Genomic DNA, 15,194 nt, shown 5'->3' with positions numbered 1-15,194 from the left:
GCCGTCCACTCAGACATAACCAAAAACGGAGGCACTGATGTCGACAGCAAGTACGGTCGAGCGCGAAATGCTCGCGCTGATCAACCAAGAGCGCACATCCCGCGGTCTTGATCCCCTGGAACTTGAACGCAACCTGAACGAATCTTCCGAGGACCACAGCAGCTGGATGCTGGACACCGACCGGTTCAGCCACACCGGTCAGGGTGGTTCATCCGCGACCCAACGGATGCAAGCCGCAGGGTTCGACCTGTCCGGGAGCTGGCGCACCGGAGAAAACATCGCCTGGCAATCCGAGCGTGGCGCACCCGGTATCAGCGATGATGTCGCCCAGTTGCACCAGAACCTGATGAATAGCCCCGGTCACCGCGCCAACATTCTGAACCCCGATTTCAAATATATCGGCATCGGGATCGAAGAAGGCGACATGCAGGGGTACGACGCTGTCATGGTGACGCAGAACTTTGCGGCGACTCAGGGCGATGTCGATCTTGATAACGGCGACACCACCCCGCCGGCGACGCCTCCGGTTGAAGAAGTTGTTGAGCCAGAAGAGGAAGAGGTTACCACCCCGACTGAACCAAAAGTGCCGGAAACCGATGTGACCGAGACTGAGGAACCAGTTGACGAAACACCGGTAGCGGAAGTTCCCGATGCCGGAGAACCGGCAGAGGAGACCCCGGAGGAAGACGTCACCGAAACCGAAGAACCATCGGACGAAACACCCGACACCGATGTGACGGAAACCGAGCAACCGGCAGACGAAACGCCAGAAACTGAGGTTACCGAGACCGAGGACCCGGTTGAGGAGACTCCGGGAACAGACGTGACCGAAACTGAAGAGCCGGAAACGCCTGATACCGATGTGACTGAAGTTGAAGACCCGGAACCCGATGTGCCGGATACTGAAGTCGTCGAGGTCGAGGAACCCGAAACTCCGGAGACCGACGTCACCGAGGTCGAAGAACCCGAGCCAGAAACACCTGAAGTTGTCGTTGACAATGGTGCACCGGGCGCGGACTGCTTTGACGTTCAGGCCTTCCTTGCCGGGATCGAAGCGTTTGTTAATGCGCTGCAAGCCCAATTTGACCAGTTCGAATGGTCTCCGGTGCAGCAGGCTGACACGACCCCGGAGATGGATGATTTCGATCTGGTGTTCGACACCGACTTCGCTGACGACATGATCGAAACCGTTGAAGCCACAGTCGAAGACATGAATGACGACATGTGCGGCGTGTTTGTTTTCGAAACGAACTGCGGATTTGATTGGGGTTAATCAAACCGTTCAGGTGCGGGGATCCTTTTCCCGCACCACTTTCCTGCCAAATCAATATATCTTAGGCACGTGTAGCTCATCCGGCAAAATGCGCCGTTCGTATTCGGGGTTATAGCGCCGATCCGGCAGATTGACCTTTTCCTGCGGCACATCCTCATAGGGGATCTTGGTCAGCAGGTGCTCGATACAATTGAGCCGTTCGCGTTTCTTGTCGTTGCCTTCAACGATATACCAAGGCGCCTCGGATATGTTGGTGCGAAAGAACATATCCTCTTTGGCCTTGGTGTATGCCTCCCACCGGATGCGGGATTCCAGATCCATCGGTGACAGTTTCCACTGCTTCATCGGATCGTGAATACGCATCAGGAATCGCAATTGCTGTTCTTCGTCTGTAATCGAGAACCAGTATTTCAGCAGGATAATCCCCGACCGCACCAGCATCCGTTCGAATTCGGGAACGTCCTGAAAGAACTGTTCGACCTGATCCTCGTTGGCAAATCCCATCACGCGTTCAACACCAGCGCGGTTGTACCAAGACCGATCGAAGAACACGATCTCACCGGCCGCAGGCAAATGGGGCACGTAGCGCTGAAAATACCACTGGCTTTGTTCGCGTCGGCTGGGTGCAGGCAAGGCGACCACACGCGCTACACGAGGGTTCAAGCGCTGCGTGATCCGCTTGATCACGCCCCCTTTCCCGGCGCTGTCGCGCCCTTCAAATAGAATACAGACCTTGGCCCCTGTATGGACCACCCAATCCTGAACTTTGATAAGTTCAGCCTGCAGCCGCAAAAGGTTGCGAAAATAGACCTTGCGATCCAGCATGTCAGGATGCTGGTCCTTGTAAATCTTGCGCACTTCCATCGAAAGCATGGGTTCGCTGAATTCGATCTCGAAATCTTCGTCCAGCGTGTCTTCCAGTTCAGCTTCCAGCCAATTTTTCGGCGTGCTGTTGTTTTCGTAAGCCAAGGTCTGCTCCTTATCGTTCATCGGGTTCGGACCGTACACGGCCAGTGTAACCACCGAGTGTCAGCGCAAAGTGCCGAGGTCGTACATAAGGTCGGAAACATGGATTTTGGCCCGACCGCACGACAGATACAAGCGGCAGAATTGACGCAAGGCTAACCCCAATAGTTGGTTTCAGACAGGCAAGGCCGTGGTTTTGAACACCGTGCGCAAAGCAAATGAGCTTTGCATCTGCGCCACCCCAGGCAAGCGAGACAGGTATTGCCGATGAATGCGAGCAAAATCCTCGGTATTTTCTGCGACGACCTTTAGAATGTAGTCCGCCGTGCCCGCCATCAAATGGCATTCCAGCACATCCGGAATCCGTGCTACGGCTTTTTCAAACGCCTCCAGCACTTCTTCCGCCTGACCCTGCAACGTGATCTCGACAAACACAGTGGTTGGAACGTTCAACTTCCGTGCATCCAACAGGGCGACGTAGTCCTTGATATAACCCTCAGCCTCAAGTCGCTGCACGCGTCGGTGGCAGGCCGAAGGGGATAGATTCGCCTGTTCGGACAATTCCGAATTTGACATCCGCCCTTTGCGCTGCAGGGCAGCCAGAATCTTCCTATCTGTTGCGTCAATCGTCATTTGCGCACATCCATTGCGTCAAGTTGTCTATATGCTGAATATTTTCCCGCAGATTGTGTGTTTAGCAAGTGGGGTTTCACAAAAATTGCACCAATTTATGCCCATAATTTAGGCAGTTTATGAATGGAGTCTCACATGAAAATCGGCTGCCCCAAGGAAATCAAACCTCAGGAATTCCGCGTCGGGATGACCCCGAACGCTGCTGGCGAAGCTGTGGCCCGCGGTCACGAAGTCATTATCGAAACCGGTGCCGGGATGGGCTCGGGCTTTGATAACGACGCTTATGTAGCGGCAGGTGCCCGCATCGTCGACACTGCAGAAGAAGTGTTCGCCACGGCTGATATGATCGTCAAGGTCAAGGAGCCTCAGGCGGTCGAGCGTAAAATGCTGCGCGAAGGTCAGTTGCTGTTCACCTATCTGCACCTGGCACCCGATCCAGACCAGACCCACGATCTGCTGGAATCCGGCTGCACCGCGATTGCCTATGAGACCGTGACTGACTCCAATGGCGGCCTGCCGCTGCTGGCGCCGATGTCTGAGGTTGCCGGTCGCTTGGCTCCGCAAGTCGGGTCCTGGACTCTGCAAAAGGCCAACGGTGGCCGCGGCGTTCTGATGGGTGGTGTACCGGGTGTAGGCCCTGCCAAAGTGATCGTCATCGGCGGAGGCGTCGTAGGCACCCACGCAGCGAAGATTGCCGCAGGCATGGGCGCGGATGTGACCGTACTGGACCGTTCGCTGCCGCGTCTCCGCTATCTGGACGATGTGTTCGGCGGAACCTTCAAGAACCAGTATTCAACCGCTGGTGCGACAGCCGAGCTGATCCAGGATGCCGACCTGGTCATCGGTGCGGTCCTGATCCCGGGCGCAGCTGCTCCCAAACTGATCTCGCGCGAACAGCTGTCGACCATGAAGCCCGGCGCGGCTCTGGTAGACGTTGCGATCGATCAGGGCGGCTGTTTTGAAACCTCGAAAGCCACCACCCACGCCGATCCGGTTTACGAAGTTGACGGCATCATGCACTACTGCGTCGCCAACATGCCCGGTGCGGTTGCCCGGACTTCGACCATCGCACTGGGCAACGCAACCATGCCGTTCATGTTGTCGCTGGCAAGCAAGGGCTGGAAGCAGGCCTGTAAGGACGACGCACACCTGCTGGCAGGTTTGAACGTCCACGCCGGCAAGCTGACTTACGAAGCGGTGGGCACCGCCCTCAACATCGCCTCTGTCGATCCAACAACTCTGTTGAACTAAGAGCGCTCCCGCCTCTGAAAGCGTCCTTTTCCAAAGGACGCTTTACAGACTTGGGCCCAGCGCCGCGCCAATAGCGCGGCGCTGTTTTTTCTGGACCAAGGTTCGCGCAAAAAAGCACCGCGCCTTAGCGCGGTGCCCGGCCCAACCGGAAGAGGGCATTTCAATGCCCGATCGACGGGCGGGAGGCTTACGCCTCTTTGTGAATCTCCACAGAATGCGGATACGGGATGGATACGCCTTTGGCGTCAAACGCTTCTTTGATCGCTTTGGTAAGTTCAAACTTCACATCCCAATAGTCAGCCGCTGCGCACCACAGGCGCGCGGTCAGATCAACCGAACTATCCCCAAGATTTGTCACGCGCACCCAGGGCTCAGGATCAGCCATGATACGATCGTCAGCTTTGGCCACATCCAGGATGATGTTCATAGCCTCATCCGCGCTATCGCCGTAGTCGATGCCAAACACCAGATCGACCCGGCGGGTGTCATGGGCGGAATAGTTGGTGATCACCGAACCCCAAGCCTGACCGTTTGGCACGATGATCTGCACGTTGTCCGGCGTCACCAGCTCGGTCGTGAACAGGTTCAGGTCTTTCACAGTACCCGCTGTGCCACCAATATCGACATATTGGCCCAGCTTATAGGGCCGGAACACCACCAGCATCACGCCCGCGGCCAGATCGCTGAGTGTTCCCTGCAGCGCCAAACCGATGGCCAGGGATGCGGCACCCAGAATGGCCACGATGCTGGTCGCCTCGATTCCGAAAATGCCCAGAACGGCGACAAAGACAATCGCCAGCAGCACCCATTTCACGAGGCTCGCAACGAAATTCCCCAAAGTCGGGTCGATATGTGGCGTGGCGTTGATCCGCCGCCGCACCAGACCGCTAATGGCTCCGGCAACGATCCAACCCAATACCAGAACGATCAACGCTTTGATCGCGCTCATGATCAGCGGACCAAATGCGCCCACCTGTGTTACGACATCTTCCACACGCTTCTCCTTTGCGCCAACAGCAAACCCGCGCCTTTTGGCGCGGGATCGCTGAAAAGTCTGGGCTAATTTTGCGCGCAGGTCTAGGTGCGGGATTTCCGAGTTTTCCCCCCTGCTGTTCCCCAGCAAACATCGACTGACCGATCACGCACAGAATTGGACCTTACAAAAGCGCCACAAATTACCAGATTGACTGAGACAGGCGCGATAAAAGGAGCCCATCATGCTGGACACAATCCAATTCCCGATCATGAATAAATGGTCCCCACAGTTCCCCGAGCGGATTCAGCTTTATTCCTTCCCCACACCCAACGGGGTAAAGGCGTCGATCATGCTGGAAGAAACCGGCCTGCCTTATGAGGCACATCGTGTCACACTGGCCGATGCAGATGTCAAAAGCCCGGAGTTTCTTTCGCTGAACCCGAACAACAAGATCCCGGCGATCATTGATCCCAACGGGCCCGACGATGCTCCGTTGGCTTTGTTCGAAAGCGGTGCAATCCTTCTGTACCTCGCTGAAAAGAGCGGTAAGCTGCTGGGTCAGAACAAAGGCGACAAGCACCGGGTCACCCAATGGGTTATGTTCCAGATGGGCGGTATCGGACCAATGTTTGGCCAGCTTGGGTATTTCCACAAATTCGCAGGGGCTGAAATCGAAGACCCCCGCCCGCGCGAACGCTACGTGTCCGAGGCCAAACGCCTGCTGAACGTTCTCGACCGGCAACTGGACGGCGAAGACTGGATCGCCGGAGAATTCTCGATCGCCGATATCGCAATCGCGCCGTGGCTGCGCGGTTTAGATTATTACGGCGTCAAGGATGTCATAGGCTGGGAAAGCTATGGCAACGTTACGCGCTATCTGGATAGGTTCCTGGATCGACCCGCAGTGCAAAGAGGGCTGAACATCCCCTCACGGGATTGATACACAAGGCCTGTGCGGCGGGATCCAAATCCGCCGCCACGGGCCATCGGGTTACCCAGGCAGCGCGCCTGTTAGAACGTAGCGCAAGATCTCAACAACTTGCGCGGGTTCTTCAGCGACGGCGAGTGCTGCTGCATCTACTTCTTTCAGCGCGTGCTGATGATCAGCCCCGTGCAGAACAATGATCGACTTGCCCAGTGCTGCCGCATAGCCCGCGTCAAATGCCGCGTTCCACTGCTTGTATTTGTCCCCAAAGCGTACAACCACAACATCCGCGTCTGATATGCCCTTGCGGGTCCGGATCGCGTTGACCATGGCACCCTTGTGATCGTGCCAGTACTTGTTCGGCTCGGCCCCCAAGATCGTGACACCGCAATCGTCCGAAGCACCGTGATCGGTGACCGGGCTACTGAACTCAACATCCAACCCATCGGCGCCCGCAATGATCTGCTCGCGCCAATCCGTGTGAATCTCACCGGACAAATAGACCTTCAGCATTTTTCTCTCCTCCCGTGAAAAAGGGGCGCAATGGCCCCTTTATCATTTCAAAAATACTCCCGCCGGAGGCGAAAACCAACTCATCCCCGCAAGACGCCGCCAGTGGCTTTCACCACTTTTTCGACAATCTTGGTGCTGACCGCCTCGATATCCTTTTCCTTCAGGGTCGCGTCCGACGGCTGAAGCCTTACGGTAATGGCCAGAGACTTCTTGCCCTCGCCGACGCTACCGCCAATGAATTCGTCAAAGACGCGCACGTCCTCGATCAGAGCCTTATCAGCACCCGCAGCCGCATTGACCAACGTCAGAGCTTCGATATCCGCATTTACAACAAAGGCGAAATCGCGCTCGACCGCCTGCAGGTCGCGCAATTCCAAGGCAGAACGGGTCGCACCGGATTTACGTGGCATCGGCACCTGATCCGGCCAAATGGTGAACGCCATCGCCGGGCCCTTGATGTCCATCGCCTGCAACACGCGCGGATGCAATTCGCCAAAGACGCCCAGTACCTTTTTCGGACCCAGACAGATTTTTCCATGTCGGCCCGGGTGCCACCAGGCATCGCTGTCGCGCAGAATCTGAACCTTCGCGGGCGCGCCAATTGCGGCAAGCACCGCCTCGGCGTCGGCCTTCGCGTCGAACAAGTCCACCGGGCGGGACGCACCGTGCACATCCTTGGGGCCGTTGCGCCCAACCAACAGGCCGGTGATCTGCGTCTGCTGATCCCCCGGCTCACCATCATGGAACACCGGCCCGACCTCGAACAAGGCCAGATCGGCATAACCCCGTGCCTGATTGCGCGCCGCCGCTTGCAGCAGACCAGGCAGCAGATCAGGGCGCATATGGCTCATCTCGGACGAGATCGGGTTTTCCAACATGGTTGCTGCGTCACCGCCCCCGAACAAGGCTGCCGAGGCCTGATCGATGAAGGTATAAGACACACATTCATTGTACCCCAGCGCTGCACAGGTCCGGCGCGCCATCGACTGGCGACGCTGCGTGGCTGTCATGACCGGTTTGGGGATACCCGCCGTCGTACGCGGCAGCGGAATACCCTGCAACTTGGTCAGAGAAGCGATCCGCGCAACCTCTTCCACCAGATCGGCTTCCCCCATGATATCGGGTCGCCAGCTGGGCACATGCGCCATCTCGCCATCCAGACGAAAGCCCAAACGGGTCAATGTCTGCCGCTGCTCGCTTTCCGGAATCTCCATCCCGACTAGGGACTGCACGCGCGCCGCGTCCAGTTTGTAGGCCCGCGCGTGGTTCGGCGCTTTGCCCGCCTCGACCACATTCGAGGCTTCACCGCCGCAGATATCCAAGATCATCTGCGTCGCATGCTCCAACCCTTCGCGCGTGTATTCCGGGTCGACGCCGCGCTCGAATCGATACCGCGCGTCCGAGTTTATCTTCAGCGCCCGACCTGTGAGGGCAATCTGCACATGATCCCAGAACGCACTTTCAAGGAAAACGTTCACGGTCTCCTCGGTACAACCGGTTTCCTCGCCGCCCATGATACCCGCGATAGATTCCGGGCCTTTGTCGTCCGAAATCACCATCATGCCAGGCTGAAGGGAGTATTCTTTTTCATCAAGCGCGACCAGCTTTTCACCACCCTTGGCGCGATGCACCCGCAAATTGCCCTGCACCTTGTCCGCGTCGAACACGTGCAGCGGACGGTTGTGGTCGAAGGTCATATAATTGGTGATATCCACCAGAGCCGAGATCGGACGCAGACCAATCGCTTTCAGTTGATCCTGCAGCCACTGAGGGCTCGGGCCGTTCTTTACGCCACGGATCAGACGCCCGGTGAAATGCGGCGCGCCGTCCAGCGTATCCTCGTCGATCGACACTTTGATCGGGCTTTCGAAATCACCCGGCACCGGAGTGTAATCGCGCACTTTCAGCGTGCCCAACCCGCGCGCGGCCAAATCACGCGCAATACCCGCAACACCCAGCGCATCCGGGCGGTTCGGCGTGATCGCGATCTCGATCATCGGATCAACCCTTGACGGATCGTTCTCAGCCAACCAATCGACAAACCGATCACCGACCTCACCCGAGGGCAGCTCGATAATCCCGTCGTGTTCATCCGACAGCTCAAGCTCGCGCTCGGATGCCATCATGCCAAAGCTCTCGACGCCACGGATCTTGCCGACGCTGATGGTGATATCCAGGCCGGGAATATACATACCCGGTTTACAAACCACCACGGTGATGCCTTCGCGCGCATTGGGCGCGCCGCAAATGATCTGCAGATCGCCCTCGTCGGTTTCAACCGTGCAAACGCGCAGCTTATCGGCGTCCGGGTGCTTCTCGGCATGTTTCACATGGCCCAGCGTAAAGCCCGCCAAACGGTCCACCGGGTTGACGATCTCTTCGACCTCAAGCCCGAGATCGGTCAGTGCTTCGGCGATCTCATCAACCGACGCATCCGTATCGAGGTGGTCTTTCAGCCAGGACAGAGTGAATTTCATTGCAGCGGGCCTTTTTCGGCAAACATTCAGTCGGCACAGGCAATGGCAAAGATTGCGCCGAGGTGCAAGCGCTGCGGCTCACGGATAGGTGGGGGTGCGACCCAAAAGCTCGTCCAGCTGCCAGCCGATCCAGCCGTGGGGAATAAAGTGCCCGCCGGGATGGGTGTCCAGTGTCACCTGCCCTTGCGCGCAATCGGTCCACTCTACCCGGCTGAGCGTCAGGAACGGCTTCACGCTCCAATCCCCGCGCGGGGTCGCGCCGTTGCAGTTGAACTTGGCCTTCCACAGCGCCACCGGATAGGTCGTATCGCCGTCCGGCCCAAAGGGAAAATCCATCACCGTATCGTCCAGCCCATGCACATGGCGCACCTCGCGCGGGGCTTCCGGGCAGTCCTCGGTCTGGCGGATCGAGCCCGCTACCGCCAGCAGAGCGGCGATGTCGTTTCCCGACTGGCAGACATAGCGCCACGCCATTGCGCCGCCATAAGAATAGCCCGAGACATAGATACGCTCAGGATCAATGGGATAGCGTTTGGCGACGTCCTCAAGCACGCGATCTGCGAACGGCACGTCTGCGGTATCAGCAGTCCAGAAGTTCCAACTTTTGCCCAGCCCATTCGGAGCCACCAACAGCACATCGCGCAGCTTGGTTGCCCCGGCGATGCGCTCATGGTTCACCACCACATCGCCCTGCCGCGCCCAGCCGTGGAAATGCAGCAGCACCGGCAGAGGCGTTTCGCCATCCCAGCCATCGGGTTCCAGCACATGGTACGAACGGTCGCCGACCTCGCAGGCGGTATCGCCGTGACAATCAGATTTCCACGGCCCCATCGCAAAGGCCGGGGTTGCGGTCAGCAGAAGAAAAAGCAGTCGATAGATCATAGGCCGGAGCCTAGCGACGTCTGCCGCGCTGTCACATAACATATTGGTGTAGGGTGGGGTTTAACCGCACCAACCGCCCCACGGTGGGGTGAAACGCCACCCTACAACGGATCAAATCACAAAGCCGCGCTATCGCCCGACCGCGGGGTGGCGATCCACGGGCTGTGGTGGGCACTTTATGCCGGCCAAATCCGCGAAGCTTTCAAACGGAGCACTAACAGAGACAAATCGCCAGTCCGAGCAGGCGGTCTGTCGATGGTGCAGCAGCCTATCGGCCTTTGCTCCGCGCGAGCTATTTCGACTGCCTTTTCGCGAATTCATCAATGAACTTCTTAGACATGGCCTTTTGATCTTCCACCTCTTTCCGTGGATTCAGTTTCTTCAGGAACCCTTTGCGGGTCGCCAAAAGAGCCACCCACATTCCCGGAAACATAGCGATAAGCACAACCAGAAAAACCCAAAGAAAGGACGACCCGAACAAACGTTCTACCAAAAAACGTAGAACGTTTGCAGCAACAACTAATCCGACCAGCCATAGAAAGGGAGCATCGGTCACGCGGCGGCGCCACCAATCGACGTATCGAGCCAGACACACGCCCAGCAGGTACACCTACCTACTCAAACCACCATGCAGGTTCGGCATATCCAGCGCTGCAAAGCCGTAGTGCCGCAGCCAGCGCAGGTCGCTATCAAAGAACGCCCGCAGATCAGGAATGCCATATTTCAGCATCGCCAGACGGTCGATCCCAATCCCGAACGCAAAGCCCTGATAAACCTCGGGGTCGATGCCACCGGCGGCGATCACCTTGGGATGGACCATGCCGGAACCCAGAATCTCCATCCAGTCGTCGCCCTCGCCGATCTTCAGCTGACCATTGTCCCAGGAACAGCGGATATCGACCTCGGCCGATGGTTCGGTGAAGGGGAAGTGCGAGGCGCGGAAGCGCAGCTCGACGTCGTCGACCTCGAAGAACGCTTTCACGAACTCTTCCAGAACCCATTTCAGGTTCGCCATCGAGATATCCTTGTCGATGGCCAGCCCCTCGACCTGATGGAACATCGGCGTGTGAGTCTGGTCATAGTCGGCGCGGTAGACACCGCCCGGGCAGATCACGCGGATCGGCGCGCCCTGCAGTTCCATCGAGCGGATCTGCACTGGCGAGGTATGCGTGCGCAGCACATGCGGCGGGCGATTGTCGCCCTCGGCGCGGTGCATGTAGAATGTGTCCATCTCGGCCCGCGCAGGGTGGTGGCCGGGGATGTTCAGGGCGTCGAAGTTGTGCCAGTCGGTCTCGATCCGCGGCCCTTCGGCCACCGAGAAACCCAGTTCGGCAAAGATCGCGGTCAGTTCCTCGGTCGCTTGGCTGACCGGGTGGATCGAACCCTGACGGCGCGCGCGGGTCGGCAGGGTGACATCCAGCCATTCGGTGCGCAGACGCTCATCTAGCGCGGCATCGGCAAGCGCTGCTTTCTTGGCCGACAGGGCCGAGTTGATCTCATCCTTCAAGGCATTAAGCGCAGGGCCTGCGACCTGACGCTCTTCGGGGGTCATTTTGCCCAGTTCGCGCATCTTCAGCGCGACCTCGCCCTTTTTGCCCACGGCAGCGACGCGGATCGCCTCAAGCGCGTTTTCATCGCCAGCTTCGGCGATTTGGCCCAGATATTTTGCCTTAAGATCGTCCATGACGCCCTCTGAATTTGGTCGCCAACCTGCTATCGGCCCCGCCCCGCGAATGCAAGCGGGACGGTGGGGATCAATAGCTGTATTCGGGATAAATCCGGGTCAGGTCGCCATTCCAGTCGCCATTGTAGTGATCCAGCAACTCATCAGCGGGAACCTTGCCCGTATCGATGCTGTCCTTGAGCGCGTTCAGGAAATGCGTCTCGTCCTGCACCAGACCACCCGCACCGGGGCGCGCGCGGGACGCCAGACCGGCCTCGGCGATCGAGACCACTTGGCGCGCCAAATCATGCATGTTGATGTTGCCGACCTGCGCCTGAAGGCCATCCTTGGCAGCCTCAACCCGCAGCGCTTCGCGCGTCTCGGCATCCCAGCCTTTGACCAGATCCCAAGCGGCATCCAGTGCGGTTTGATCATAGGTCAGACCAACCCAGAAGGCAGGCAGCGCACAGAGCCTGCGCCATGGGCCACCATCGGCGCCGCGCATCTCCATGAATTTCTTGATCCGCGCTTCGGGAAATGCCGTGGTCAGGTGATCGGCCCAATCGGACAGAGTCGGCGTCTCACCGGGCAGTGCAGGCAGTTTGCCCTGCAGGAAGTCGCGGAATGACATGCCCAGCGCGTTGATATACTGGCCGTCACGATAGACGAAATACATCGGTACATCGAGCGCATATTGTACATAGCGTTCGAACCCGAAGCCTTCTTCGAACACAAAGGGCAGCATGCCCGTCCGTGCATCGTCCAGATGCCGCCAGATATAACTGCGCCAGCTTTTCTGGCCGTTCACCTTGCCCTCGAAAAACGGAGAGTTCGCAAACAGCGCCGTCGCGACCGGCTGAAGGGCCAGCGCGACGCGCAGCTTCTGCACCATGTCGGCCTCGGACCCGAAGTCGATATTGACCTGAACCGTGCAGGTGCGCCGCATCATGGCACGGCCCATGGTGCCGACTTTCTCCATATAATCGTTCATCAGCCGGTAACGGCCTTTGGGCATCAACGGCATCTCTTCATGGGTCCAGATCGGGGCTGCGCCCAGACCGATAAAGCCGACACCGATCTCATCGGCGATATCCTTGACCTCGCGCAGGTGGGTGTTCACCTCGTCACAGGTCTCGTGGATGGTTTCCAGCGGGGCACCCGACAGTTCCAGCGCGCCGCCGGGTTCCAGGCTGACATTCGCGCCGTCCTTCTCAAGCCCGATCAGATGCCCAGCTTCGCGCACCTCGGCCCAACCATGACGGTCGCGCAAACCTTCCAGCACAGCCACGATGGACCGTTTGCCTTCAAACGGCAGTGGTTTCAGAGTGTCTTTGCAATAGCCGAACTTCTCATGCTCGGTTCCGATGCGCCAATCTTCCTTGGGCTTGCAGCCCGATTCCAGATATTCGGCCAGTTGCTCATGGCGTTCGATCGGTCCGCCGCCGGACTGGGGGATGGACATGTGACCCGTGCTCCGATCCTGATGTGTCTATCTTGGCGGTCAGTCCTGAGCGCAAACCGCGCCAGTGTCAATGCAGCCTAAGGTGCGCAGGCCGTGACGGCGTGCGTTCCCAGATCACCACCGGATGTGCCGCACGACCGTTGAGTTCCGACAGCATTTGCTCGGTTTTAAGCCCCGGAAGTGCTGAGAACACATCAAACAGCGCTTCGGCCCCTTCGGCGTTCACCGGAATGTGAAGGGTCGGTTGCCCCGGCTGATCCAAAACCCAATGCGCAGGTTGCGAGGTCGGATCCAACGCCAACCGCTCGATTTCGCGGGCTGCAACGATGCCGCCGTCGAGCGGGCCCAGATAGGTGATCTGGCCTTCATCAATAGTCACCACACCCGGTCCTCCCGCACCATTGCGAAAGCGCGCGCGTTGCACTCCGATCACCGCCAGTGCCATCGAGACGACGATCAGCAGCCACCCCAACCACGCCAGCAATCCGCCGGGGCCGCTGATCCAGCTGAGGCCGAGGATCAGAACAAACCCTGCAACCAGCACTTCGCGCCAGCGCCACAGGGCCAGTTTGGCTTCGGGTCGAAAGAAACTCATGCCACGTCCTCCGGGTTTTTGAACAGGATCAGCGAGTATTGACCTGCAGGCTGGAACCCAATGGATATATAGGCACGCGCGGCCGCATCGGAAGCCGCAAAGAGGACAGCTCTGGAAACTCCCGCGTCGCTCGCCTCAACCAGATGCAGGGCAACAGCCAAACGCGCATAGCCCCGCCCTCGTAAATTGGGTGGTGTGTAGACACCGCCGATCTGCACCACTTCAGGCAAGCGAGCGTTGAAGCCGGTCATGCTGACCGGTAGGCCGTTATGTAGCAAAACTCGATGCGAATCCCGCTCGATATAGGTCTTGATGTCCTTCCCAGCCTGCGTCTGTGCGCGCAAAGGATCAAAGTCCATGGCTTCGATGAGGTAGCTTTCTCGCCAGTCTTCAAGGACCGAACGGTCTACATCAGTAAGCGGCATGAGATCTGCCCCACTGAAATCCGGTATTTGAAGTCGATCCAGCGCCAGGGAAAACCCCGGCTCATCGCTGTTCAGGGTCGCGGGTCGCCCTTCCCAACCTGCCAACCGGATTATCCGACGAGCCTGCGTTGCCTCAGCCGCGATGCCGAACAGGGCCCGGCCTCGAATAAGGTCAATCGCTGCGGCAAGTTCGGTATCCGAACAGTCGGGACATTGCAGCAGGATCATGCCTTCATTTGTTATGGCAAAGACCGCACGCAACGGGCTGCCAAGCGTCCATGCATTCAACGACCGGGGATGCGTACCGCACAGGCCAAAATCCCGTAGATTGGCCAAAGGGAACATCGATGTTTGGATATGTTGGGACAAAAACGAGTCGATCCTGGACAGGTCCGTTTCCTGCGCCAATTGCCACGTCACGTCCAATCTCCCAACGATTGCTGCCACATTGTCATCGCCGCAACGGCTGCTGTATCGGCGCGCAGGATGCGTGGGCCGAGGCTGACCACATGGGTAAATGGCAGCTCTGCCAACCGTTTGCGTTCGGGCTCGGAAAACCCGCCCTCGGGGCCGATCAGGATCGCCCACGGCTTACCTTTCTCATTCTCTGCCAAGCGCAGAGCCGAGCCGGCTTCTGCCTCGTCACAGAACATCAATTGGCGATCATCGGGCCACGCGCCCAGGATACGATCCAATCGCTGGAGGTCAGCGACCTCAGGCACAAAAGTGCCGCCACATTGTTCGGCCGCCTCAATTGCGTGGGCCTGCAAGCGATCCTGCCGAATGCGCTCGGAGTTGGTGAATTCGGTCTGCACCGGTATGATCCGCGCGGCCCCCATTTCAGCTGCTTTTTCAACGATGAAATCGGTCCGCGCCTTCTTGATCGGTGCAAAGAGAAGCCACAGATCGGGCGGTAATTGCAGAGGTTTCGATTGCTCCACGCACGACAGAATTCCGCCTCGTTTACTTGCTTCTGCTACCTCTGCCTGCCACTCGCCATCGCTGCCATTGAATAGCGCGACCTGCCCCCCAACCGACAGGCGCATGACACCGAACAGATAATGCGCCTGCTCACGCGTCAAAGGAACCGATTGCCCCGGACCCAAAGGGTGCTCTACATACAGTCTGATCTTCGCATTCATGAGACCCTACA

The 15,194-nt window shown here is 58.4% G+C and carries 15 protein-coding genes; 3 read left to right on the top strand and 12 right to left on the bottom strand.

Annotated features, from left to right (window positions below; translation table 11 throughout):
- Positions 1-37: 37 nt before the first annotated feature.
- Positions 38-1,273, top strand: a complete 1,236-nt coding sequence (locus ACR0KC_RS16615; protein ID WP_480707071.1) for a CAP domain-containing protein — start codon at positions 38-40, stop codon at positions 1,271-1,273.
- Positions 1,274-1,324: 51 nt separating this feature from the next.
- Here the strand turns inward: ACR0KC_RS16615 and ppk2 are convergent, their stop codons facing one another.
- Positions 1,325-2,263, bottom strand: a complete 939-nt coding sequence (gene ppk2, locus ACR0KC_RS16610; protein ID WP_480772005.1) for a polyphosphate kinase 2 — start codon at positions 2,261-2,263, stop codon at positions 1,325-1,327.
- 150 nt (positions 2,264-2,413) lie between these two features.
- Positions 2,414-2,872 carry an Lrp/AsnC family transcriptional regulator gene (locus ACR0KC_RS16605; RefSeq protein WP_170395646.1) on the bottom strand — a complete coding sequence of 153 codons (459 nt, stop codon included), beginning with the start codon at positions 2,870-2,872 and terminating at the stop codon, positions 2,414-2,416.
- Positions 2,873-3,007: 135 nt separating this feature from the next.
- Between ACR0KC_RS16605 and ald the strand changes: the two genes are divergently transcribed.
- The gene (gene ald / locus ACR0KC_RS16600; RefSeq protein ID WP_170647155.1) at positions 3,008-4,123 is read left to right on the top strand and encodes an alanine dehydrogenase; all 1,116 of its coding nucleotides are present in this window, start codon (positions 3,008-3,010) and stop codon (positions 4,121-4,123) included.
- A 187-nt stretch (positions 4,124-4,310) separates the two neighbouring features.
- Here ald and ACR0KC_RS16595 read toward each other — a convergent pair whose 3' ends face one another.
- On the bottom strand, positions 4,311-5,117 hold the full coding sequence (locus tag ACR0KC_RS16595; RefSeq protein WP_170423629.1) for a mechanosensitive ion channel family protein: 807 nt from the start codon (positions 5,115-5,117) through the stop codon (positions 4,311-4,313).
- A 223-nt stretch (positions 5,118-5,340) separates the two neighbouring features.
- On the opposite strand from ACR0KC_RS16595, the gene ACR0KC_RS16590 reads away from it, so the two are divergent.
- Positions 5,341-6,039 carry a glutathione S-transferase family protein gene (locus ACR0KC_RS16590; RefSeq protein ID WP_223117509.1) on the top strand — a complete coding sequence of 233 codons (699 nt, stop codon included), beginning with the start codon at positions 5,341-5,343 and terminating at the stop codon, positions 6,037-6,039.
- A 51-nt stretch (positions 6,040-6,090) separates the two neighbouring features.
- Here the strand turns inward: ACR0KC_RS16590 and ACR0KC_RS16585 are convergent, their stop codons facing one another.
- From ACR0KC_RS16585 to ACR0KC_RS16545, 9 genes are all read right to left on the bottom strand, one after another.
- The gene (locus tag ACR0KC_RS16585; protein WP_170423625.1) at positions 6,091-6,537 is read right to left on the bottom strand and encodes a YtoQ family protein; all 447 of its coding nucleotides are present in this window, start codon (positions 6,535-6,537) and stop codon (positions 6,091-6,093) included.
- An 80-nt stretch (positions 6,538-6,617) separates the two neighbouring features.
- A complete protein-coding gene (gene pheT, locus ACR0KC_RS16580; protein ID WP_480772004.1) occupies positions 6,618-9,014 on the bottom strand; it encodes a phenylalanine--tRNA ligase subunit beta in 2,397 nt (798 codons plus the stop codon).
- Between the two features lie 78 nt (positions 9,015-9,092).
- Complete coding sequence (locus ACR0KC_RS16575) at positions 9,093-9,896, bottom strand: CE1 family esterase (protein ID WP_480772003.1); 804 nt, start codon at positions 9,894-9,896, stop codon at positions 9,093-9,095.
- A 292-nt stretch (positions 9,897-10,188) separates the two neighbouring features.
- The gene (locus ACR0KC_RS16570; RefSeq protein ID WP_480772002.1) at positions 10,189-10,506 is read right to left on the bottom strand and encodes a hypothetical protein; all 318 of its coding nucleotides are present in this window, start codon (positions 10,504-10,506) and stop codon (positions 10,189-10,191) included.
- Positions 10,507-11,580 (bottom strand): phenylalanine--tRNA ligase subunit alpha, encoded by a 1,074-nt coding sequence (gene pheS, locus ACR0KC_RS16565; RefSeq protein WP_010443591.1) that lies wholly within the window; start codon positions 11,578-11,580, stop codon positions 10,507-10,509.
- A gap of 70 nt (positions 11,581-11,650) precedes the next feature.
- The gene (locus ACR0KC_RS16560; protein WP_480707065.1) at positions 11,651-13,021 is read right to left on the bottom strand and encodes a glutamate--cysteine ligase; all 1,371 of its coding nucleotides are present in this window, start codon (positions 13,019-13,021) and stop codon (positions 11,651-11,653) included.
- Positions 13,022-13,088: 67 nt separating this feature from the next.
- Positions 13,089-13,616, bottom strand: a complete 528-nt coding sequence (locus tag ACR0KC_RS16555) for a hypothetical protein (RefSeq protein WP_170408404.1) — start codon at positions 13,614-13,616, stop codon at positions 13,089-13,091.
- The gene (locus ACR0KC_RS16550; RefSeq protein ID WP_480772001.1) at positions 13,613-14,461 is read right to left on the bottom strand and encodes a GNAT family N-acetyltransferase; all 849 of its coding nucleotides are present in this window, start codon (positions 14,459-14,461) and stop codon (positions 13,613-13,615) included. Before ACR0KC_RS16550 ends, ACR0KC_RS16555 begins: the two co-directional genes overlap by 4 nt.
- Positions 14,458-15,183, bottom strand: a complete 726-nt coding sequence (locus ACR0KC_RS16545; protein ID WP_170408406.1) for a 16S rRNA (uracil(1498)-N(3))-methyltransferase — start codon at positions 15,181-15,183, stop codon at positions 14,458-14,460. The genes ACR0KC_RS16550 and ACR0KC_RS16545 overlap by 4 nt, the downstream gene beginning before the upstream one ends.
- Positions 15,184-15,194 lie beyond the last annotated feature (11 nt).

The organism is Ruegeria sp. CF3, from assembly GCF_056537365.1.
Note: the sequence above shows the minus strand (reverse complement) of the source record. Positions and strands in the feature narration are given on the sequence as shown.